The organism is Micromonospora sp. WMMD812 (genome assembly GCF_027497215.1).
Taxonomy (GTDB): domain Bacteria; phylum Actinomycetota; class Actinomycetes; order Mycobacteriales; family Micromonosporaceae; genus Micromonospora.
Window position 1 is genome coordinate 2,620,321 of the sequence record NZ_CP114904.1, and the last position, 21,224, is coordinate 2,641,544.

Genomic DNA, 21,224 nt, shown 5'->3' on the forward strand with positions numbered 1-21,224 from the left:
GAGGCTGCCGTCGACGCCGGCCGCCGGCTCCCGAACGGGCCGGGGCCGCCCCCGTCGTCGGACGAGGGCGGCCCCGGTTCGGTGTCGCCGAGCCTCAGCGGCGGGACGCGCCCTCCGGCGTGGCGTCGACCGGCACCTGGTCGAAGGCGGGCGCGCCGTCGACCGCGTCCGCGGCGACCGCGGCCGACCGGGCGCTGTCCGGCAGGTCGAGGCTGGTCCGCAGGGTGACCGGCTTGAGCAGGAGCGCGGCGATCACCCCGACGACGCCGATGGCGGCCGAGATCAGGAAGATGTGCCCCGTCGCGTCGCCGTACGCGGCCCGGACGATGTGCTGGACCGCGTCGGGCAGCGCGGTGATGTTGAGGTTGCTGCTGCCGGCCCCGTCACCGGAGGTCGGGAACCCGGCGGCGGCGAGGTCGTGGGTGATCTGGTCGGTGACCCGCCGGGCGAGCACCGCGCCGAGCACCGACACGCCGATGGTGCCGCCGAGGGACCGGAAGAACGCGACGCTGGAGCTGGCGGCGCCGATGTCCTTGAGCGCGACGGTGTTCTGCACGGCAAGAACGAGGTTCTGCATGGTCATGCCGACGCCGGTGCCGACGATGAACATGGCCGCGCCGACCAGGTACAGCGAGGTCTCGTGGTCGATGGTGCCGAGCAGGGCGAACCCGGCGACGAGCACGATCGAGCCCACGACGATGTACGGCTTGATCCGTCCGGTCCGGGTGATGAGCCGGCCGGCGATGATCGAGGAGAGCAGCACGCCGGCCATCATCGGGATGGTGAGCAGGCCGGCCTCGGTCGGGCTGTAGCCGCGGCCGATCTGGAAGTACTGGCCGAGGAAGACGGCGCCGCCGAACATGGCCATGCCGACCGCGAGGCTGCCGAGGATGGCCAGCGCCGTGGTGTGCTCGCGGATGATCGAGAGCGGGACGACCGGCTCGGCCGCGCGGGACTCGACCCAGACAGCCAGGGCGAGCAGGACGATCGAGCCGCCGACCATGGCCGCGGTCTCCCAGGAGACCCAGGCGAACGAGCTGTCGACGAAGGAGATCCAGATCAGCAGCAGGCTGACGCCGGCGGCGATGAGGGTCGCTCCCAGGTAGTCGATCTTGACGTTCTCCCGACGCGCGGTGGGCAGGTTCAGGGTGGCCTGGAGCAGGACCAGCGCGAGGATGGCGACGGGCACGCCGACGAAGAAGCACCAGCGCCAGCCGAGCCAGGACGTGTCGACGATGAGGCCGCCGAGCAGCGGGCCGCCGACCGTCGCGAGGGCCATCACACCACCGAGGTAGCCGTTGTACCGGCCTCGCTCACGGGGCGGGATCATCGCCGCGATCGCCACCTGGACGAGGGCCTGCAGACCGCCGACCCCGATGCCCTGGAAGGCGCGGGCGGCGATGAGCTGGCCGGCGCTCTGCGCGAAGCCGGCGACGACCGAGCCCAGCAGGAACACCACGATGGCGACCTGGATCAGGAGCTTCTTGTTGAACAGGTCGGCGAGCTTTCCCCAGATCGGGGTGGTCGCCGTCGCCGTCAGCAGGGTCGCGGTGACCACCCAGGTGTACTGGGTCTGCGACCCGTTCAGCGACCCGATGATCTTCGGCAGCGCGGTCGAGACGACCGTGCTGCTCAGCATCGCGACGAAGAGCACCAGCAGCAGGCCGCTGAGTGCCTCGAGCGTCCGCCGATGGCTCATCGGCTCGACGCCGGCGGTGGTGGTGGGTGCGCTCATCGCGCGGCCTCCAGGTTGTCGTTGTTGGTGAGGGCGGCGGTCTCGTGGTTGGCGAGGACGGCCTCGATGTCGCGGGTGAACCGGTCGAGGGCGGTGTTCAGCGCCGCCACCTCGCCGGGAGTCCAGTCGGCGAGCGCCCGGTCGAGCACCTCGCCGTACCAGCCGTAGGTGTCGGCCAGGGCGGCCCGGCCGGCCGGGGTGACCGCCAGGACGCTGGCCCGCTTGTCGGTGCGGTCGGGCCGGCGCTCGACGAGGCCGTGCGTGACGAGCGCGGCGACGGCGCGGCTGACGGTCGACGGGTCGAGCCCGGTCCGGGCCGCCAGTTCCCGGGCGTGGCAGCCGGTGGCGAGCCGGTCGATCTGCAGGAGGGTGCCGACGAGGCCCGCCGGCACCGCCGGGCGTTCGTCGGCCCGGCGGTGCTTGAGCAGCCGGACGGTCCGGAGCAGGTCGTGCAGCCGAAGGCCGAGATCACGCACGGTGCTGTCCACGGTTCCTCCCTACCCTCAGTTGGTTGCCTCACGCAATCATCTACCGATCTTGCGCATTCGGCAAGTTTGCACATTGAGAAGCGCGTCACGTACCCTCGGGGCCGTGGAAGAGGGCAGCGGGCTGCGGGAACGCAAGAAGGCGGCGACCCGCCTCGCCCTGCACGAGGCGGCCCTGCGGCTCGCCGCCGAGCAGGGGCTCGACCGAGTGACCGTGGAGGCGATCGCCGACGCCGCGAACGTGTCCCGGCGCACGTTCTCCAACTACTTCTCCAGCAAGGAGGAGGCGCTCTTCCACGGCGACACCATGCGGCTGCGCCGGTTGCTGGAGCTGATCCACGAACAGCCGTCCGGCGCGCCGCCGTGGACGGCCCTCAGCCGGGCGGCGCTGCTCCTGACGGAGGAGACCTTCCTCGACGCCGACCCGGACTGGCTGACCCAACGCCGGCAGCTCCGCGGGCACCCCGGCCTGGTCGCCCACCAGGTGGCGGCTTACGCCATGATCGAGCGCGAGGTGGCTGCGGAGCTGGCGACCCGGCTGGGCGGTGACGACGTGGCGCTGCGGTCCCGGGTCATGGCCGCGGCCTTCCTGACCACCGTGCGGATCGCCGTGCAGCACTGGATCGACCACCCGGACCGGCCGCTGCTCGACACGGTCCGCGCCGCGCTCGGCGCCGCGGCCCCGGGCACCGCCGGCTGACGGGCCACGGCGGAAGCGGCAGCGGATCGCCGGGTGATGGCGCGCGCGGGGGCGGCGGCCGACCGCCGGGTGACGACGCGCGCGGGGGCCATGGCCGACCGCCGGGTGACGACGCGCGCGGGGGCGATGGCCGACCGCCGGATACGGGCCACGGCCGGGAGTGATGACCGGCCGGCGACTGAGGGCCGCGCGCAAGGGCGGGCCTACCGCCGGTCGACGGCGCGACCGTCGGCGCCCGGGCGACCGCGTCGCCCGGCGTCACCCGTTCGGCACCGCCGGCCGGGCGTCAGGCACGGCTGGAGATCTGCTGGACGCCCCAGGCGTTGCCGTCCGGGTCGGCGAAGAAGACGAAGCCGACGTTGTCCAGCGGGTCCGGCACCGGACTCGGGTTGACGCCGATGACCTGGATCTCGCTGACCTCGACGCCGCGTTCGACCAGCTCCGCCCGGGCCTTCTGCAGGTCCGGCACCACCAGTTGCAGCCCTTTGAGCGAGCCCGGCGGCATGTCGGGCACGACCCCCTTGCCGATCACGATCGAGCAGCCCGATCCGGGCGGGGTCAGCTGCACCAGCCGCGCGTCGTCGTTGATCACGGTGTCGTGGTCCACCACGAAGCCGAGCCGGTCGGCGTAGAACTCCTTGGCCCGGTCCAGGTCGGAGACCGGCACGATCACCACTTCCAGCGTCCAGTTCATGTCGTCACTCCTCGTGTCGTGGGTTCCTGGTGCAGCAGGTCGTCCAGCCGCACGTAGCTCTGTCCGACGCCGCGGACCATCGGGTAGCGCAGCACGGTGTCGCGGCCCTCCGGCGTGGCGTAGCGCAGGGTGCTGGTCACCGTCGTCCGGCCGGCCCGTTCGGTGAACTCGTGACTGATCAGCGTCTCCCCCGGGTAGGACTGGTCGTCGAAGAGTTCGGTGTAGACCAGCCGGTGCGGGGGCTCGATCCGCCGGTACGTTCCGCTCTGGACCATCCGGTCGCCGCCCGGGCCGCGGGACAGGAACCGCCACCGTCCGCCGACGCGCAGGTCGACGTCGCACCCGACCAGCCGCCACCCCCGCGCGCCGTACCAGCGGACCAGCAGCTCGGGTCGGGTGAACGCGGCGAACACCAGATCGGCCGGCGCGTCGAAGACCCGGCTGAGCACGAGCTCCCGGTCGCCCACCGTCCGCACCACCGGCGGCTCGCCCGGCCCGGTCACCGCGGTTCGCCGCCGTCGCCGGCGGGGTCGCCCGGGGCGCCGGTCGGACGACCGGAGCGCGACGGCCGCTGGAGGTCGTCGAGCAGGGCGTCCAGGCGTTGGAAGCTCTCCGCCCAGTAGTCCCGGTAGTCGGCCAGCCAGGCGGTGGCCTCCCGCAACGGGCCCGCCTCCAGCCGGCAGGGTCGCCGTTGGGCGTCCCGCCCCCGACTGACCAGGCCGGCGCGCTCCAACACCTTCAGGTGCTTGGAGATGGCGGGTTGGGTCATCGCGAAGGGAGCGGCCAACTCGCCGACCGTCGCCTCGCCGGCCGCGAGCCGGGCGAGGATGGCCCGCCGGGTCGGGTCGGCCAGGGCCGCGAACGTCGCGTCCAGCAGATCCGCGGTCACTCTGCATAACCTCCCGGTTCTATAACCAATTGGTTTCTACCTGGTCCATGCCCCCGGGTCAAGCCGCCCGGACGGCGTGGCGTATCGGCGGCGTGAAATCGAGGGCCTCGGGCGTCTGGAGCGCGTGAAGATCCTTGCCCGGGCGGGCCAGGCTGCGATGTGCTGGGCGACGTCGGGGTGGCAATCCCCCGACCGAGGTGAGAAGGACGACGGTGGCCAGTTCCCTGCGACGCATCCCGGCGGGCGTGTACGAGCCCGACCGCGGCGTACGGACGGTCCCTGCGGCCCAGACAGCGCACGACCGTCCCCCGCATCCGGGCTGCGGACGCTCGTAGCCCCGTCGCTTCCACCGCGTCGCGCGGCGGATCCGGGTCCGGTTCGGCCCGGGTCCGCCGCGCGCCCCCTTCCCGAAGAGAGCGCAGCCGTGCACGACGACAGCGGCGCCGTCACCGTCACCGACCGCGGCAGATACGTCGAGGTCACCGTGCGGCGGGACGGTCGCCTGAGCGCGTTTCGCATCAACCCTCACGCGATGTACGACCTGACCGCCGCCGAGCTGGCCTCGGCGTGTCTGGAGGCGATCGAGCGCGCGGACTCGATGCGGTCACACCCCGGGCGGGCCCTGCTCGGCCGCAGAGAGGACCTGTGATGTCCAAGCGCAGCAGCCGCAAGAAGCACCGCCGGAAGAAGAAGGCCAACCATGGCAGACGCCCCAACAGCTGAGACCGGCCCGGCCGAGAGGAATCCCATGATCGACGTACCCGGGGCCGCGCTGGTCACCGGCGCCACCAGCGGCATCGGCCAGGAGGTGGCCCGGCAGCTGGCCTTAGCCGGCTGGCAGGTCCTGCTGCACGCCCGTAACGAGGTGGAGGGTCGGGAGGCGGCGCGACGGTTGACCGAGACCGGCGTCGACCCGGCGCGGCTGGAGCTGCTGGTCGCGGACTTCGCCCGGCTGTCCCAGGTCCGGTCCCTGGCCGCCACCGTCGCCGCCCGGCCCGGGGGGCTGCGCCTGCTGGTGAACAACGCGGCCCTGCTGGGCCCGACGCGGCGCGCGGTCACACTCGACGGCAACGAGATGTCGTGGCAGGTCAACTACCTCGCCCCGTACCTGCTGACCCGGTCGCTGGCGCAGGTGCTGCGCGCCGCCGACGGAGCACGGGTGGTGAACGTGTCTTCGTGCCTGCACCGGATGGGCAGCCTGGCGTGGAGCGACCTGAACCGCAGCGTCCACTACTCCACCCTGGCCGCGTACGCCCAAGCGAAGCTCGCGCTCACCATGTTCGGCGTGTCCCTGGCCGGTCGGACCGGCGCGGAGGTGACCGTGGCGAACGTCCACCCCGGCGTGGTGCGGACGCGGCTGATGCCCGCCTACGGGCGCAGCGGCGCCCCGGTCTCCGACGGCGCGCTGGCCGTGCTGCACGCGGCCACCAGCGAGGTGGCGCCGACGAGCGGCGGCTACTACGAGGGGCTGCTGCCGGCGGCGCCGGCCCAGCTGGTGACCGACCGGGCCGCGGTGGAGCGGCTCTGGCAGCTGACCGAACGGATCCTCGGGCTGAAGGCCTCCGCCCGTGCGGCGTGAGTCGGCGGGCGCGATGTGGCGGCCGTGTGTGGCGCTTCGTACCGTGCCGCGCCGGCCGCGGTCGGCCCGCCCGTGGTCGCCCCGGCCGGGTCGACGGCCCTGGTCGCCCCGCCCGTGGTCGCCGCGGCCGGGAAGGCGACCGGCGCTCGGCGGTCGGACCGGCGGCGTCGCGTCGAGCCGGTGAGAGTAGCCCGCGAATCGGCCGGGGGACGGCCATCGGTGACCGGCTGGGGTGGTGGTGCCGGCCGAACCTGGCGGGGCACCGCCGGCGGCGGCTGGCCGGGCGTCGTGGTGGCGCTCACCGTGCCCGCCCTGCTGGGCGGCTCGCTGCTGTGTCTCGCGGCCACCCGGTCGGCGGCACTGCCGGTACGACTGGCCGGCGCGGCGACCGGCGCCGCGCTGGTGGTCGCCGCACTGGCAGCTGGGCTTTCGGCGCTGGCGATGAGCCGGCTGACCGTTGAACTCACGCCCTACCAGGTGCTGGTCCGGCACCCGCTGCTGCGCGGCCCGAACGCGGCGGTGCCGCTCCGGCAGATCCGGCGGATGCGCGCGGTCCAGGCGTCGGCACGGCCGTGGACGGTGTGGTGGTGTCCGTGGCCCGGCTGCTGGCGGCGGACCGTGCTGATCCGCAGCGGGCCGGCGCTCTGGCTGGAGCCGACGTCGGGACGGAGTTTCGTGGTCAGCCTCGACGACCCGCAGGCCGCGGTCGACGCCTTCCGTCGGCTCCGCTGACCCGGCGACCCCCTGACCTCCCGATGGCGGCGGCACGCCGGCGGTCACCTCCGCCGGCGGTGACCTCGCCGTGGCGGCGGTGACCGCCGGTGGCATGAACGGCCCACGTCCGGGAAGTCCGCCCTCGCCGCGCGGCGCGAGGGCGGAGAGGCGGGTCGGACGGGTGACACACGGGTGACCGGGCCGGATGCCGGCCACGTCGAGGACCGAGCCCTGCCCAGGCCCGCGGTGGTCCGGCTGCTGGTGGTGCTGGCGGCGGCGTCGGGCTGCATCGACGTCTTCTGCGTGACCCGGCTCGGCGGCTTCTTCGCCAGCGTGATCACCGGCAACCTGGTGCAGCTCGGCCACGCGGTCGCCACGGCGAAGAGCCACCTGATGGCGGGCGGGGTGACCGCCGTCGGCGGGTACGCGCTGGGGGTGGCCGCGGGCACGCTGCCGCTGCGCCGGGTCCGACCCGGCTGGCACCGACGTACCGGCGTGGTGGCGGCGGGCCAGTCCCTGCTGCTCGTCGCCGTCGCGGTGGGCTGGTGGCGCAGCGGGGGCCGCACCGGGTACGCGGAGGGTCTGGCACTACTCGGCACGGCGTCGGCGGCGAGTGGCGTGCAGAGCGCGATCACCCTCAGCGTCGGGTTGCGCGGCGCCGCCACGACGTACCTGACCGGCTCGCTCACCGAGTTGGTACGGGGGGTGGTGCTCGATCCGCATCGCGTCACCACCGGCGCGGGCGGGGTGAGTCGCCTGCTCGGGGTCTTCGCCGGCGCGGCGCTCGGCGGCCTGACGTTGCAGATGGCACCGAGCTGGACGCCCGCCCTGGCGGCGGCGCTGGTGGTCGCCGTCGTGGTCGCCGCGGGTCTGGCGCTGGCGCGGGCCCGGCCCGCCGGGTGAGGAGGCACGGATGAGAGCTGTCGTCTACGAAGACGTCCGGACGGTCGGGGTACGGGAGGTGCCCGACGCGACGCTGGAGGCGGACACCGACGCCCTGGTCCGGATCACCTCCAGCGCCCTGTGCGGCACCGACCTGCACATGTACGACGGGCGGACCGGCGCGACAGCCGAATTCGTGCTCGGTCACGAGCCGCTGGGCGTGGTCGAGCAGGTGGGCGCGGCCGTGCAGACCGTCCACCCCGGAGCGCGGGTGGTCATCCCCACGCACCTGTTCTGCGGCACCTGCGCGATGTGCGCCCGAGGTCTCTCCGCCGCCTGCCTCCGGGCCCGGGCCGAGGCGCCGGGCGCGGCGTACGGGTACGCCGGGATGGGCCCGTACCGGGGCGCCCAGGCCGACCTACTCCGGGTGCCGTGGGCCGACGCCAACTGCGTCCACCTGCCCGGCGAGCCCGGCGACGCCCGGGAGGACGACTTCGTGCTGCTCGCCGACGCGTTCGTCACCGGCTGGCACGCCGCGGCCACCCTGGCCGGCGTCGAACCCGGTGACACGGTGGCCGTGTTCGGCGCCGGCACGATCGGCCTGCTGAGCGCGTACTCGGCCCTGATCCTCGGCGCCCGCGCCGTCTACGCCGTCGACGCGGTGGACGCCCGCCTGGACAAGGCCGGCGAGCTCGGGGCGACCCCGATCGATTTCCGCCGCGGCGACCCGGTCGCGCAGATCCGCGAGCATCGGGCTCGGGCGGGGCTGCCCCTCGGCGAGCAGAAGCTGGGCGGCGTCGACAAGGTCATCGACGCGGTCGGGTTCCAGGCCCGCGACCGCGAACATCCCCAGCGGGAACGCCCCGACCAGGTGATCGCCGACGCGGCCCGGCTGGTCAACCCGACCGGCGCGATCGGCGTCGCCGGGGTGTACCCGGACAAGGACACGCACCCGCGGCCGGGCGCCAGCGGCCACGAGGACCTGACGGCGCCGTGGGGCACGCTGTTCAGCAAGGGCGTCGCGGTCCGGTTCGGCCGTACCCACGACCGCCGCTACACGCTGCGGCTGCGTGACCTGGTGGTCTCCGGCCGCGCCCGGCCGGGCGTCGTCGTGACCCACCACGGCACCCTGGCCGAGGCGCCGGACCTCTACCGCCGCTTCGACCAGCGGGAGGACGGGGTGATCAAGGCGGTGCTGCACCCCTGACCCGCCGCGCCACCTGCCCACCGCCGTCCGGGCCGTCGACGGTCAGCGGCGGCGCGACCGGCGCACCGCGACCAGGCCCACGATCACCACCGCGCCGACCCCGAGAGCCCCGGCCGCCACGATCGCGGCGGGGTGGGCCACGACGTCCCGCTGACCGCTCGCCGTGGCGGTCGCGGCGGGAGTGGGCTCCGCCGGGGCGGGGGTGGGCTCCGCCGGGGTCGCCGGTGCGGGGCCGCCCAGCGGATAGCGCAGGATCCGGGGCGCCGTCCCGGGTGGCTGGTCGGCCGTCTCGGACACGGTGAGCACGGATCGGCCGTCGCGGTGGTAGGCGATCGACTCGCCCTGCGGCTCGTCGGGCAGGGGCGTGATCCGTGGGGTGCCGCCGGTCAGGGCCGCCACCACGTCCCCTGCGGTGACCTCGAACTCGAACGCGTCGGCGTACGTGCGCAGCACCACCCGGCGCCCGTCCGGCGCGGTGGCGGCGCCGGTGACGGCCGTCCGGCCGAGCCCGCCGAAGGGATTGCTGGTCGTGGTGGCCGGCAGCCGCACCTGTCCCACGCGGGCCAGGGGCACCGTCGCACCGGGCCGCAGGGCGGTGGCCGGGGCGTACAGGCCCGCCGAGTACTTCGTCACGATCAGCGGCCGGCCGTCGCCCGTCAGGAGGAACGCCTCGGCGTCGTGCGGGCCGTCCGGGTACGCCATCCGGTACAGCACCGGCCGGTCGGCTCCCGGCGCGAGCTTCCAGACCGCGACCGTCAGCCGCGAACGGTCGTTGTCGCCGACGTCCGCCACCCAGATCGAGCCGTCCGCGCCGACGGCCAGGTCCTCGGTGTCCCGGGGCCGCGTGGGGTACGGCACGGCCCGTAGCACCGCGCAGTCCGACCGCAGGAAGAAGATCCGGCGGCGGGACTCGTCGTCGGCGCCGTCGTTCACCACGACGAACCCGCCGTCTGTCGCGGCCAACCCGGAGATCTCGGTCAGCCGGGGATCCCGTACCTCGCAGACCGGCGTGGCCGGGGCCGGCCCGGCCGACGGTTCGGCGACCGCCCGACCCGGAACCGCCGCCGCGCCCACGAGCAGCGCCGCGACGCCCACCGCGACGCGCCGCCACCGGCTCGCTGCACCGTCTCCCCGCATCGTCCACCCTCCCCCGCACCGCCGGTCCCGCTCGCCCCGGATCTGCCGGCGACGGGCCTCCTCCGTCAGGACGCCGGCCCGTCCCCGCCCACCCGACCGCCGTCGACCGCCGTGGAGCGAGCCGGGCGGAGCCGGACCCGGGTGATGGCCCGGCCGGTCACCTCCGCCACCTCCGCCGTGAATCCCGGCACCTGCACAACCTCCCCGGCGGTCTTCGGGATGTGGCCGAGGTGGGCCAGGACCAGGCCGGCGACCGTCGTGTAATCGCCCGCTTCGAGCGTCTCGCCGTCGAGGTCGACGCCCACGTCGGGCAGGTCGTGCAGCGGGAACCCGCCGGGCAGCAGCAGTGACCCGTCGGCGGCCCGGACGACCGACTGCACGTCCCGGTCGGTCTCGTCGTAGATCTCCCCGACGATCTCCTCGACCAGGTCCTCCATCGTGACGATGCCGTCGATGGACCCGCGCTCGTCGACTACGAGGGCGAACTGCTGGCGCTGCTGGCGCATCTCCCGGATCGCCTCGGTGACCTTCAGCGTCTCCGGCAGGTAGAGGGCCGGATGCGCGTGGTCGCCCACCGGTCCGCTCCGGTCGAGCAGGTCCCGCATGTGCACCACGCCGAGCGTGTCGTCCAGACCGCCACGCCCGACGACCGGCGCCCGGGTCTGGCCCGAGGCGCCCAACTCCCGCAGCGCCTCCCCGGCGGACAGGGAGGCGGACAGCGACACCACCTCCCGGCGGGGCACGAGGATCTCGCGCAGGATCCGCTCGGCGACCTCGAACGCGCCGCTGATGATCATCCGGTGCTCGGGCGTCAGGCTGCGCTGGGCGGCGACCATGTCCCGCAGCTCCTCCGTGCTGACCTCCTCCCGCCGGGCGCGGGGATCGCCGCCGGTCAGCCGGACCACGGCGTCGGTCGCCCGACCGAGCAGCCACACCACCGGACGGGAGATCGTCGACAGGGCGTCCAGCGGCCGGGCCACCAGCAGCGCCCACCCCTCCGCCCGCTGCATCGCGATCCGCTTCGGCGCCAGCTCACCGAGGACGAGGGTGATGAAGGTCAGCACGATCGTCACCAGGACGATCGACACCGGCCGCGCCGCCGAGCCGAGGAACCCCAGCGGCCCGACCAGCGGCGCGGCGAGCGACACCGCCGCCGCCGCGGAGGCCAGGAACCCGGCCAGCGTGATCCCGATCTGGATCGTGGCCAGGAACCGGTTCGGGTCCCGTGCCAGCCGGGCGAGAACCCGCCCGCCCCGCGACGCCCGCCCCAGTCGCTGCAACTGGCTCTCCCGCAGCGACACCAGCGCCATCTCACTGCCCGCGAACACCGCGTTCACCAGCACCAACACGAGCACCAGCGCGAGCTGCGCGCCATAGCCGCCCATGCCCCGCTCGACGCCTCCTCTGCCCGGACCGTCCCGGACACCCACCGTAGCGGCAGCCTCCTGCCGCCGAACGGCCCATCGGCGCATTACCGGCCGGGATCGGGGAACCACCCGGCGTGCCGGATCCGACCGCTCTGCCCTGGCCCCTGCCGTGGACTGCCGCCGTGTTCCTCCTCGCCGGCGCGGTCACCGTCGCGGGCAGCATCCGGCTGGCCGGCCTCGGCGACGCGCTCGCCGATCGCACCGGTTGGGGCGAGGCGCTGTTCGGCGTGGTGTTCTTCGGCATCGTCACCGGCCTGTCCGGCATCATCATGACCATCGTCGCCGCGGGCAGCGGGGAGGCCAGCCTCGGCTACAGCAACGCGGTCGGGGGGATCGCCGCCCAGACCACCGCCGTCGCCGTCGCGGACGCCTTCCACCGGCGGGCCAACCTCGAACACGCCGCCGCCTCCCTGTCGAACGTGCTCTCCGGCTGCCTGCTCATCGCACTGCTCGCCCTCGCCCTGCTGGCGAGCTACATCCCGGAGACCACCATCGCGGGTGTCGACCCGATGTCCGGTGTCATCGTCGCCGCGTACGTCGGTGGACTGGTCCTCATCCGCCGCGCGGGCGCCCAACCGATGTGGCAGGCCATCGCCACCGCCGAGACCCGGCCCGACGTCCCGCACAACGAGAGCCCGCTGAACCGCCGCTCACCCCGGTGGTTGTGGAGCCGTTTCGCGGTCGTCGGCCTGCTCGTCGCCGCCAGCGGGTGGCTCGTGGCGCTCGCCGCGGAGAGCCTGGTCGACGTCACGGGCCTCACGGCCGGGTTCGTCGGTGCGGTGCTCATGGGTGTGGTGAACGCGCTACCGGAGACCGTCACCGCCATCGCCGCCGTCCGCCGCGGCGCGGTCACCCTGGCCATCGCCGCGGTCCTCGGCGGCAACATCCTCGACGTGCTCACCCTCGTCGCCGGCGACGTCGCCTACCGGCAGGGGTCGATCTACCACAGCGCCGGCGACCAGGAACTGCTCGCGACCACCACCAGCCTGTTCATGACCGCCACCCTCCTCGGCGGCCTGCTCATCCGGCAGACCTGCGGCTGGGGCCGGCTCGGCTTCGAGGGCATCCTCCTGCTGGCCAGCTACGCCGCCATGACGGCCGTCCTCGCGCTCTGAACCCGGCGCCCCGGGCGGCGTCTGGCCGACCACCGATCGCACCGCCCGGGCCGGCCATCGACCGCGCCTCGCGGGCGGGCCACGGGCCGGGTCGACCGGCCGGCCCCGCGCCCGCACCGACCCGTGGCGGACGGTGGTCATGCTGGAAGGGTGATTCGCTTCCTGCTGAACGTGCTGTGGCTCGTCTTCGGTGGCGGGGCCCTGCTGGCCCTCGGTTACGGCATCGCGGCGCTGATCTGCTTCCTCCTCGTCGTCACGATCCCGTTCGGAGTGGCGTCGCTCCGGCTCGCGGTCTACTCGCTGTGGCCGTTCGGCCGTACGCTCGTGCCGAAGCCGGGCGCGGGGGTCGCCTCGGGACTCGCGAACATCCTGTGGCTGGTACTGGCGGGATGGTGGCTCGCCCTGTCCCACGTCATCGCCGGGGTCGCCCTGTGCGTCACGATCATCGGGATCCCCTTCGGCGTCGCCAACTTCAAGCTCGTCCCCGCGGCGTTCTGGCCCCTCGGGCGCGAGGTGGTCGACGCCCCGTAGCGCGCGCGGGCGCGGCCCGGCCGCTGTTTCGCGGAGCCCCTCTCGATATCAACGGTTTCGCATCCATCGTGAATATGTCCATGATCCCTAACCGGTCGGTAGGCGGTACGGTCCTTACTACCGCGGCGTGCGACACGCCCCGAAGCACGCCGGCCACCAGTGGGGGCATCGCGTGGAGGCATACGCATGACTCGATTGAAACCGTCAGGCAGAAGACGCCGGATGTTCGGCGCGGCGGCCACCGTGGCGCTGGTCGTCGCCCTGTTGCCGGGCACGGCGTCGGGCCAGGAGGCCGAACCGGACCCGCGGATCGGCCTCGGGTCCGGCTGGCTGGACGCGCAGAGCGCGATCAGCAACCTCGAACAGCTGGCGCACCGGGACAAGCCCGCCGGCTTCGTCAACCCGGCCAACCCGGGCGACTTCGGCTACGTCTCGTCGGACCTCGCCTTCGGCGGCCACCACGCCTTCGTGGGCAACTACAACGGATTCAACATCTACGACGTCTCGCAGCCGGCGAACCCGACGATCGTGACCAACGTGGTCTGTCCGGGTGGGCAGGGTGACCTCTCCGTCCACGGCAACCTGCTCTTCATGTCGGTCGAGGAAACCCGCGGCCGGCTCGACTGCGGCACGAACGCGGGCGTCGGCACCCGCTTCCAGGGCGTCCGCGTCTTCGACATCAGCGACGTGGCGAACCCGGTGCAGGTGGCGGCGGTGCAGACCTGCCGCGGCTCGCACACCCACTCGCTGGTGACCGACCCGGACGACAGCGCGAACGTCTACGTGTACGTCTCCGGCACCGCCGGCGTCCGTCCGGCCAGCACGATGGCCGGCTGCAACAACACCCCGGCGTCGGGCGACAACCCCGCCCGGTGGCGGATCGACGTCATCAAGGTTCCGGTCGCGGCGCCCGAGCAGGCCGCGCTCGTGAGCGGCCCGCGCCTGTTCGCGGACCCGGAGACCGGCGCGGTCGACGGCCTGCAGAACACCCCGCCGGCGCCGACCCACCCGTCCGGCGGGTCGTGGAGCCCGTCGCCGGTGACCGACGCCTGTCACGACATCACCGCCTACCCGGAGCTGGGGTTGGCGGCGGGCGCCTGTGAGGGCAACGGCATCCTGATCGACATCTCGGATCCCGCCAACCCGGTGCGGATCGACGAGGTCGCCGACCCGAACTTCGCGTACTGGCATTCGGCGACGCTGAGCAACGACGGCAAGAAGGTCGTCTTCACCGACGAGTGGGGCGGCGGCACCGGTGCCCGGTGCCGGACCACCGACCAGCCGCAGTGGGGCGCCAACGCGATCTTCGACATCGTCGACGGGAAGATGCGGTTCGCCAGCTACTACAAGCTGCCGGTACCGCAGACGGCGCAGGAGAACTGCGTCGCCCACAACGGTTCGCTGATCCCCGTGCCGGGCCGGGACATCCTCGTCCAAGCGTGGTACCAGGGTGGCATCTCGCTGATGGACTTCACCGACTCGGCGCACCCGAAGGAAATCGCCTACTTCGACCGCGGGCCGATCAGTCCCACCTCGACGGTCCTCGGCGGCTTCTGGTCGGCGTACTGGTACAACGGCCAGATCTACGGCAGCGAGATCGCCCGGGGCTTCGACGTGTTCGGGCTCCGGCCGAGCGAGCACCTGACGCAGGCGGAGATCGCCGCCGCCCGTGAGGTGCAGCTGCCGCAGTTCAACGCGCAGCACCAGACGACGATCAGCTGGGCGCCGAGCTTCGCCGTGGCCCGGGCCCGCTTCGACCAGTTGGCCCGTACGTGCACCTCGACCATGACGGCGCGGCACAACGGGCCGCTGACGGTCAACGGGGTCACCTGCCTCGACGGGGCGACCGTCTCCGGCCCGGTCACGGTCCGGCCGGGCGCCTCGCTGCTGGCGATCGACTCGTCGATCTCCGGCCCGGTCTCCGCGTCGAACGCCGCCGCGGTGCACCTCTACCAGAGCACCGTGCGCGGTCCGGTGAGCATCACCGGCACCCGGGGCAGCACGGCCATCGTGGAATCCGAGATCCACGGGCCGGCCGTGGTGACCGGCAGCCGCACCGGCTCCGTCGAGCCGATCATCGCCGACAGCACGGTGCGCGGCCCGCTCGCCTGCACCGGCAACTCGCCGGCGCCGATCAACCTGGCGGCGGCCAACACCGTGTCGGGGCCGGCCACCGGCCAGTGCTCCGGTCTCGACTGACGCGCCACCAACGGCCCGCAACTTGGGCGCGTCCCGCCGACGACTCGGCGGGGCGCGCCCCTCGTCGTGGGCGCGCACCTCGTCGTTCGACGCGCCGCGCCGTCGGTCCGCCGAGCCGGCGGGGGCGTCGGGCCGGTTGACTCGCGGATGACCAGGCAGCATGCGCGGTGCAAACCCGGCGGGCACATCGTGGTTCGTGGTGCGGGCGGTCGGCCCGTGGTCCGGCGGTCAGCCGGCGAGTCGGGCCTGCAGCTGCTGCATGCTGCGGATCTCGATGCCCTGGTCGGCGGTGACCTCCCGCGCGAACCGGTCGCTCGCCGGTTCCAGCCCGCCGCCGGCCGCGTAGAGCTGCTGCACCATCGTCAGCGCGCCGTTGTGGTGGCGGATCATGAAGTCGAGGAAGAGCCGGTCGAACGCGGCGCCCCGGGCCTGCCGCAACAGGCCGAACTGCTCCGGGGTGAGCATTCCCGGCATCACGGCGTCGTGCCCGGCGTGGTGCGCGTGCGGTCCCGGAACCTCCTCGCCGCGTTCGGTGAGCCACCGCTGCATCTGCGCGATCTCGTCGCGCTGCGAGGTCTCGATCCGCCGGGCGAGCAGCGGCACCTCGCTGCTCGCCGCGCGGTCGGCGACGAGGGCGGTCATCTCCAGCGCCTGCGCGTGATGCGCGATCATGTGCTGCATGAACTGCGTGTCCGCCGCGGTGTGGGTCGGCGGAGGGGGCAGTTGGGCCTGCTCGGCCGGGGATAGCGTCCGGCTGGTCTGGCCCGGTGCGCCGGGCTGGACCACCCGGGTGGGGGCAGCCGGCCGCGCGTCGGAGTCGTCGCCGGTGAGCTGGACGATCGCGAACAGCACCGCGCCGAGGGTGACGGCGGCGGCCACCACGGCGGTCAGGACACGGCGACGCGAGGAGAACACGATGTGATCACCGTAGCCGAAGTGCCGCTACCCGGCGAGGCCCCGACCGTGCCGGTAAACTTCTCGGCCGCGCTGATCGTCTGGCTTCGACGGTCGTCCTCGCGGACACTGGAACGACGTGACCGCCGGACCGACCGGCCTCTCCCCCAGCCTCGGAGGTTCAGCATGGCAGGCAGCACGGCAGGCAGGCGGTGGCGGTGGGCGTGGGGGGCGCTGCTCGCGATGAGCGCCGCCGCGGGATGTGACGGCGGCGGGGACGACTCCGGCCCGGCTCCCACCGACCTCGCTACCAGCAGCGCCGTGAGCGCGCCGACCGGAGCCCCTGACCTCGACGCGGGTGAGGAGGTGGCGCGGGGCGTCGACGTGCCGTGGGGTCTGGCGTTCCTGCCGGGCGGCGATGCCCTCGTCGCCGAGCGGGACACCGGCCGGGTGCTGCGGATCGCGCTCGGCGGTGGCGACCCCGCGCAGGTCTACGAGGTGCCGGGCGTGACGGCCGGTGGCGAGGGCGGGCTGCTCGGCCTCGCCGTCTCGCCGGGCTTCGCCGAGGACAACCTGGTCTACGCCTACTTCACCGCCGAGCGAGACAACCGGATCGTCCGCTTCCGCCTCGACGGCGGGCAGCCCGAGGTGATCTTCGACGGCATCGCCAAGGCACGTAACCACAACGGCGGGCGGATCGCGTTCGGCCCGGACGGCATGCTGTACGTGGGCACGGGCGACGCGGGCGACACGGACCGGTCGCAGGACCCGGCGAGCCCCAACGGCAAGATTCTCCGCCTCACCCCCGATGGCGCGCCGGCCCCCGGCAACCCGACCGCCGGGTCGCCGGTGTACAGCCTCGGCCACCGCAACGTGCAGGGTCTGGCCTGGGACACCCAGGGCCGGTTGTTCGCCACCGAGTTCGGGCAGAACGACCTGGACGAGGTGAACCGCATCGAGCCCGGACGCAACTACGGCTGGCCCGAGGTGGAGGGACGCGGCGACACCGCCGGCGGGCGGTACACGAACCCGCTGGTCACGTGGCCGGTCCGGGACGCCTCGCCGTCGGGCCTGGCCATCGCCAACGGCACGGCGTACGTGGCCGCGCTGCGCGGCGAGCGGTTGTGGAGCGTCCCGCTCGACGGGGACACCGCGGGCGAGCCGTCGGCGCGGTTGGAGGGGCGCCACGGCCGCCTGCGGACGGTGCAGGTGGCGCCGGACGGCGCGCTGTGGGTCACCACCTCGAACACCGACGGGCGCGGCGACGTCCGCGACGGCGACGACCGCATTCTGCGCTTTCCCGCACGTTAGGCTCAAACCGGCCGGTCAGGCCCTGATCAGGCGGACCGCGAAGCGCCGACGGCGCGGTGTGCTGGGAGGTAGGTCCTGCTCGGTCTCGAACTCGTCGTGGTGGTCGGTCTGGCGCTGCTCGTGTCCAGCGTCCTCGCGCGTCGCCTCCGGGTCGCCCCGCCGGTGCTCCTGCTCGGCTCCGGCCTGCTCCTGGGGTTCGCGCCCGCGCTGCGCGACGTGCACCTGCCACCCGAGATCGTGCTGCTGCTCTTCCTGCCCGCCCTGTTGTTCTGGGAGAGCCTGACCACCTCGCTGCGCGAGATCCGCAGCAATCTGCGGGTCATCGTCCTGCTGAGCACCGTGCTGGTAATCGGTACGGCCGCCGCGGTGGCGACGGTGGCGCACGCGCTGGGGCTGCCGTGGGGGCCGGCGTGGGTGCTCGGCGCGGCCGTCGCGCCGACCGATGCGACGGCGGTCGGGGTGCTCGCCCGGGCGCTGCCCCGTCGCACCGTCACCGTGCTGCGCGCGGAGAGCCTGGTCAACGACGGCACGGCGCTGGTCATCTACGGGCTGGCCGTCGGCATCACGGTGGGCGAGGAGAGCCTCGGCACGGCGCACGTCTCGTGGCTGTTCGTGGTCGCGTACGGCGGAGGCGCACTGGTCGGGGTGGTGACCGCGTGGCTGCTGCTCCAGGTCCGCCGACGGCTCGACGATCCGCTGCAGGACAACCTGGTCTCCCTCCTGGCCCCGTTCGCCGCGTTCCTGGCCGCCGAGAGGATCCACGCCTCCGGCGTGCTCGCCGTCGTGGTGACCGGGCTGTGGCTGAGCCAGGCCGGCCCCCGCGAGGTGAGCGCCGACACCCGCCAGCAGGGGACGGCGTTCTGGTCCCTGTCCACGTTCGTGCTCAACGGCGCGCTGTTCGTCCTCATCGGGGTGGAGGTCCAGTCCGCCGTCCGTGGTCTGACCAGTGTCGACCTCGCCCGCGGGCTGGTCGCGGTCGGCGTCGTCTCGGCGACCGTGATCGGCGTGCGCTTCGCCTGGCACTTCACCACCCCGTACCTGATCCGCCTGGTGGACCGGCGCCCTCAGCAGCGACGGCGCCGGGTCGCCGCCCGCGCCCGGCTGGTCAGCGCGATCGCCGGGTTCCGCGGCGCCGTGTCGCTCGCCGCGGCGCTCGCGGTGCCGCAGACGCTGCGATCCGGGGCGCCGTTCCCCGACCGGGACACGATCGTGTTCGTCACGGCGGGGGTCATCGTGGTGACGCTGGTGGTGCAGGGTCTGCTGCTGCCGGTCGTGGTGCGCTGGGCCCGGCTGCCCCGCGACACGACCGCCGAGCACGAGCGGCACCTGGCCGAGACGGTCGCCACCGAGGAGGCGCTCGCCGCGATTCCGCGGGTCGCCGCCGACCTCGACACCGACCCGGACGTCGTCGAGCGGCTGAGCCGGGAATATCGGAAGCGCCTGCGGGTGCTGCGCGCCAGCCGCGGCGAGGGCGACGACGACGTGGCGCTGCGGTACGACGAGCAGTACAGCGCGCTGCGCCTGGCCGTGCTCGCCCACAAGCGCGCCGCCGTCGTCCGGCTGCGCGACGAGCGCCGCATCGACGACGCCGTGCTGCGCGAGGTGCAGGCCAGGCTGGACATCGAGGAGGTACGCCTGGCCCGGCGCGAGACGCCGGAGTGACCGCCGGCGCGGGAAATTCGGCGCCGGCCCGGATCCGGGTGGCATAGGTTGACCCGATGGGGGAAGCGGCTTCCGTGGTCGAGCGGGCGGTGACCGCGCGGGGTGAGCTGGTCCTCCGGGAGCACGCCGGTCACTTCGAGATCATCAGCAACGGGGTGTTCCTCATGGACACCCGTGCGGGCGCGTCGGAGCGGCTGCTCGTCCGGGCGGCGCTCGACCTGCTGCGGCCGGGGGGTCGGGTCCTGATCGGCGGGCTCGGCGTGGGCTTCTCGCTGGCCGAGGCCGTCGCGTCGGCGCTGCCCGCGGAGATCGTCGTGGTGGAGATCGAGCGGACGATCATCGACTGGCACCGCCGCAGCCTGGCCGCCTACAGTGCCCACGCCCTCGACGATCCCCGGGTGCGGGTCGTCAACGAGGACATCGTGACGTGGCTGCGCCGCACCGGCGAGGTCTTCGACGCCATCTGCCTCGACACCGACAACGGCCCGGACTGGACGGTCTTCGCGCAGAACGCGGCACTGTACGACACGGACGGCATCGCCCTGCTGCGCGACCGTCTGGCCGAGGGGGGCACCCTGGCCATCTGGAGCGCCTCGGCGGCACCGCGGTACGCCGACCGCCTGGCGGCGGTGATCGGCCCGGTCACCGCCCACCCGGTCGCGGTGTCCCGCGGTGAGCCGGACATGGTCTACCTGGCCCGTCGCGGCGGTCCGGGCCGGCCGGGCCGCGCGGGCTGAGGCCCGACCAGCCTCGCGTCAGTCGGCGGCCGAACATCGCCCGCAGTGACCGGCGTCACACCCCTGGCCTGTCGGGTCTGTGCCGTCGACTCCGACCCATCGGTGAGCGGCGTCCGACCGGGTGCCGCACCAGGGAGAGGAACGACGCGAGATGACGAAGGTGACCGCACAGCTGTCGGTGTCGCTGGACGGGTTCTACGCGGGCCCGCGGCACACCGGCGACGGCGACTGGATGGCGTCGGCCGAGAGCGCCGGCTTCTTCCGGGTCACCCGCTGGGCGACCGACGCGATGGCCTGGCGCGAACGGCAGGGCTTCGCCGGCGGGGAGCAGGACACGAACTCGGAGGTGATCGCCGAGACGTTCGCGGCCGCCGGCGCGTACGTGATGGGGCGGCGGATGGCCGACGGCGGCGAGGTGCCCTGGGGGGAGGAGCCACCGTTCCGCGCGCCGGTCTTCGTCGTCACGCACCGGCCCCGCCAGCGGTTGGTGCGCGGGGGCGGCACCAGTTTCACGTACGTCACCGAGGGCCTGGTCAGTGCCGTCGAGCAGGCGCGCGCCGCGGCGGGCGACCGCGACGTCGCGGTGGCCGGGGGTGGCGGCCTGGTCCGGCAGGTGCTCGCGGCCGGCCTGCTGGACGAACTGGAACTGCACATCGTGCCGGTCGTGCTCGGCACCGGCCTGCGGCTGTTCGACGCGGACCTCGACCTCGCCGAGAAGGAGGGGATCGAGCTGACGCCGACCCGCGTGCTCCACGCGCCACAGGTCACCCACATCCGCTACACGGTGGGTGGCCGTGCTCCGCTCCTCCTCGACGACCGGGGCAGCGGCGGCGGCGCGACGACGATCATCAACTGACCGGGGACACGGGCATCGACGCTCGGCCCTATCCTGGCCGGATGGACGTGGAGTTCCGTGGCGAGATCTGGTTCTGGAGGGGCCCGGCGCCGTGGTACTTCGTCACGGTCCCGGCCGTCGAGAGCGGCGCGTTGGAGGCGACGTCGGCGTCCGTCAGCTACGGCTGGGGCATGATCCCGGTCGTGGCGCGCATCGGGCAGACCGAGTGGCGGACGTCGCTCTTCCCGAAGGACGGGCGGTACGTCGTACCGGTGAAGACACGGGTGCGCGCGGCCGAGGGGCTCGACATGGGCGACCTCGTGACCGTGCGCCTCTCCGTCGACGTCTGATCCTCGGCGGGCGACCGTCCGCTGCGGGGGCCGGCCTCGTCACGGCGTGTGCTCGGCGGGGTGGGCCGGAATCCGGCAATGGCGCGATCGGCGGGAGTCTCGCCGGTAAGTTCGGTTTCGTCCAAAAAGCCGTGATTGCCG

General features: G+C 73.7%; 22 protein-coding genes. 14 read left to right on the top strand and 8 right to left on the bottom strand.

All coding sequences use genetic code 11. The features are described 5' to 3' along the window. Positions 1–94 precede the first annotated feature (94 nt). Positions 95–1,735 (bottom strand): MDR family MFS transporter, encoded by a 1,641-nt coding sequence (locus tag O7603_RS11860; protein ID WP_281575763.1) that lies wholly within the window; start codon positions 1,733–1,735, stop codon positions 95–97. Next, positions 1,732–2,223, bottom strand: coding sequence for a MarR family transcriptional regulator (locus tag O7603_RS11865; protein ID WP_281575764.1), 492 nt, complete (start codon positions 2,221–2,223; stop codon positions 1,732–1,734). The genes O7603_RS11860 and O7603_RS11865 overlap by 4 nt, the downstream gene beginning before the upstream one ends. A 103-nt stretch (positions 2,224–2,326) precedes the next feature. Here O7603_RS11865 and O7603_RS11870 point away from each other — a divergent pair, with 103 nt between their 5' ends. Continuing rightward, the gene (locus tag O7603_RS11870) at positions 2,327–2,920 is read left to right on the top strand and encodes a TetR family transcriptional regulator (RefSeq protein ID WP_281575765.1); all 594 of its coding nucleotides are present in this window, start codon (positions 2,327–2,329) and stop codon (positions 2,918–2,920) included. A 286-nt stretch (positions 2,921–3,206) separates the two neighbouring features. Here O7603_RS11870 and O7603_RS11875 read toward each other — a convergent pair whose 3' ends face one another. From O7603_RS11875 to O7603_RS11885, 3 genes are read right to left on the bottom strand one after another with little or no spacing between them, the layout of a single operon-like run. Beyond that, positions 3,207–3,614, bottom strand: a complete 408-nt coding sequence (locus tag O7603_RS11875; protein ID WP_281575766.1) for a VOC family protein — start codon at positions 3,612–3,614, stop codon at positions 3,207–3,209. Continuing rightward, positions 3,611–4,090 (bottom strand): SRPBCC family protein, encoded by a 480-nt coding sequence (locus O7603_RS11880; protein ID WP_281576672.1) that lies wholly within the window; start codon positions 4,088–4,090, stop codon positions 3,611–3,613. The genes O7603_RS11875 and O7603_RS11880 overlap by 4 nt, the downstream gene beginning before the upstream one ends. 23 nt (positions 4,091–4,113) lie before the next feature. Continuing rightward, positions 4,114–4,503: a metalloregulator ArsR/SmtB family transcription factor gene (locus O7603_RS11885; protein ID WP_281575767.1), complete on the bottom strand. Its 390-nt coding sequence runs from the start codon at positions 4,501–4,503 to the stop codon at positions 4,114–4,116. 424 nt (positions 4,504–4,927) lie between these two features. On the opposite strand from O7603_RS11885, the gene O7603_RS11890 reads away from it, so the two are divergent. The 5 genes from O7603_RS11890 (at position 4,928) to O7603_RS11910 (ending at position 8,885) form a co-directional block, all read left to right on the top strand. After that, complete coding sequence (locus tag O7603_RS11890; protein WP_281575768.1) at positions 4,928–5,152, top strand: hypothetical protein; 225 nt, start codon at positions 4,928–4,930, stop codon at positions 5,150–5,152. Positions 5,153–5,251: 99 nt separating this feature from the next. After that, on the top strand, positions 5,252–6,082 hold the full coding sequence (locus O7603_RS11895; RefSeq protein WP_281575769.1) for an SDR family NAD(P)-dependent oxidoreductase: 831 nt from the start codon (positions 5,252–5,254) through the stop codon (positions 6,080–6,082). Between the two features lie 219 nt (positions 6,083–6,301). Continuing rightward, the gene (locus O7603_RS11900) at positions 6,302–6,814 is read left to right on the top strand and encodes a hypothetical protein (RefSeq protein ID WP_281575770.1); all 513 of its coding nucleotides are present in this window, start codon (positions 6,302–6,304) and stop codon (positions 6,812–6,814) included. Positions 6,815–6,988: 174 nt separating this feature from the next. Continuing rightward, positions 6,989–7,699, top strand: coding sequence for a YoaK family protein (locus O7603_RS11905; protein WP_281575771.1), 711 nt, complete (start codon positions 6,989–6,991; stop codon positions 7,697–7,699). A 10-nt stretch (positions 7,700–7,709) separates the two neighbouring features. Continuing rightward, the gene (locus O7603_RS11910; protein WP_281575772.1) at positions 7,710–8,885 is read left to right on the top strand and encodes a glutathione-independent formaldehyde dehydrogenase; all 1,176 of its coding nucleotides are present in this window, start codon (positions 7,710–7,712) and stop codon (positions 8,883–8,885) included. A gap of 42 nt (positions 8,886–8,927) precedes the next feature. On the opposite strand, the gene O7603_RS11915 is transcribed toward O7603_RS11910, so the two are convergent. After that, positions 8,928–10,022, bottom strand: coding sequence for a hypothetical protein (locus O7603_RS11915; protein WP_281575773.1), 1,095 nt, complete (start codon positions 10,020–10,022; stop codon positions 8,928–8,930). A gap of 65 nt (positions 10,023–10,087) precedes the next feature. Then, positions 10,088–11,407 (bottom strand): hemolysin family protein, encoded by a 1,320-nt coding sequence (locus tag O7603_RS11920; protein ID WP_281575774.1) that lies wholly within the window; start codon positions 11,405–11,407, stop codon positions 10,088–10,090. 116 nt (positions 11,408–11,523) lie between these two features. On the opposite strand from O7603_RS11920, the gene O7603_RS11925 reads away from it, so the two are divergent. The 3 genes from O7603_RS11925 to O7603_RS11935 all read left to right on the top strand — a co-directional run bounded on the left by O7603_RS11925 (position 11,524) and on the right by O7603_RS11935 (position 15,294). After that, complete coding sequence (locus tag O7603_RS11925) at positions 11,524–12,564, top strand: cation transporter (protein ID WP_281575775.1); 1,041 nt, start codon at positions 11,524–11,526, stop codon at positions 12,562–12,564. Positions 12,565–12,714: 150 nt separating this feature from the next. Next, on the top strand, positions 12,715–13,095 hold the full coding sequence (locus O7603_RS11930; RefSeq protein WP_281575776.1) for a YccF domain-containing protein: 381 nt from the start codon (positions 12,715–12,717) through the stop codon (positions 13,093–13,095). Between the two features lie 222 nt (positions 13,096–13,317). Continuing rightward, positions 13,318–15,294, top strand: a complete 1,977-nt coding sequence (locus O7603_RS11935) for a hypothetical protein (RefSeq protein WP_281575777.1) — start codon at positions 13,318–13,320, stop codon at positions 15,292–15,294. A 228-nt stretch (positions 15,295–15,522) separates the two neighbouring features. Here the strand turns inward: O7603_RS11935 and O7603_RS11940 are convergent, their stop codons facing one another. Next, a complete protein-coding gene (locus O7603_RS11940) occupies positions 15,523–16,209 on the bottom strand; it encodes a DUF305 domain-containing protein (protein ID WP_281575778.1) in 687 nt (228 codons plus the stop codon). Between the two features lie 165 nt (positions 16,210–16,374). Between O7603_RS11940 and O7603_RS11945 the strand changes: the two genes are divergently transcribed. The 5 genes from O7603_RS11945 (at position 16,375) to O7603_RS11965 (ending at position 21,083) form a co-directional block, all read left to right on the top strand. Then, positions 16,375–17,499 carry a PQQ-dependent sugar dehydrogenase gene (locus tag O7603_RS11945; protein WP_281575779.1) on the top strand — a complete coding sequence of 375 codons (1,125 nt, stop codon included), beginning with the start codon at positions 16,375–16,377 and terminating at the stop codon, positions 17,497–17,499. A gap of 96 nt (positions 17,500–17,595) precedes the next feature. Then, entirely contained in the window at positions 17,596–19,161 is a 1,566-nt protein-coding gene (locus O7603_RS11950; protein WP_281575780.1) for a Na+/H+ antiporter, read from the top strand. Between the two features lie 56 nt (positions 19,162–19,217). Beyond that, the gene (locus tag O7603_RS11955; protein ID WP_281575781.1) at positions 19,218–19,898 is read left to right on the top strand and encodes a spermidine synthase; all 681 of its coding nucleotides are present in this window, start codon (positions 19,218–19,220) and stop codon (positions 19,896–19,898) included. A gap of 151 nt (positions 19,899–20,049) precedes the next feature. After that, the gene (locus tag O7603_RS11960) at positions 20,050–20,754 is read left to right on the top strand and encodes a dihydrofolate reductase family protein (RefSeq protein ID WP_281575782.1); all 705 of its coding nucleotides are present in this window, start codon (positions 20,050–20,052) and stop codon (positions 20,752–20,754) included. Positions 20,755–20,795: 41 nt separating this feature from the next. Further along, a complete protein-coding gene (locus O7603_RS11965; protein WP_281575783.1) occupies positions 20,796–21,083 on the top strand; it encodes a DUF1905 domain-containing protein in 288 nt (95 codons plus the stop codon). Positions 21,084–21,224: the final 141 nt, after the last annotated feature.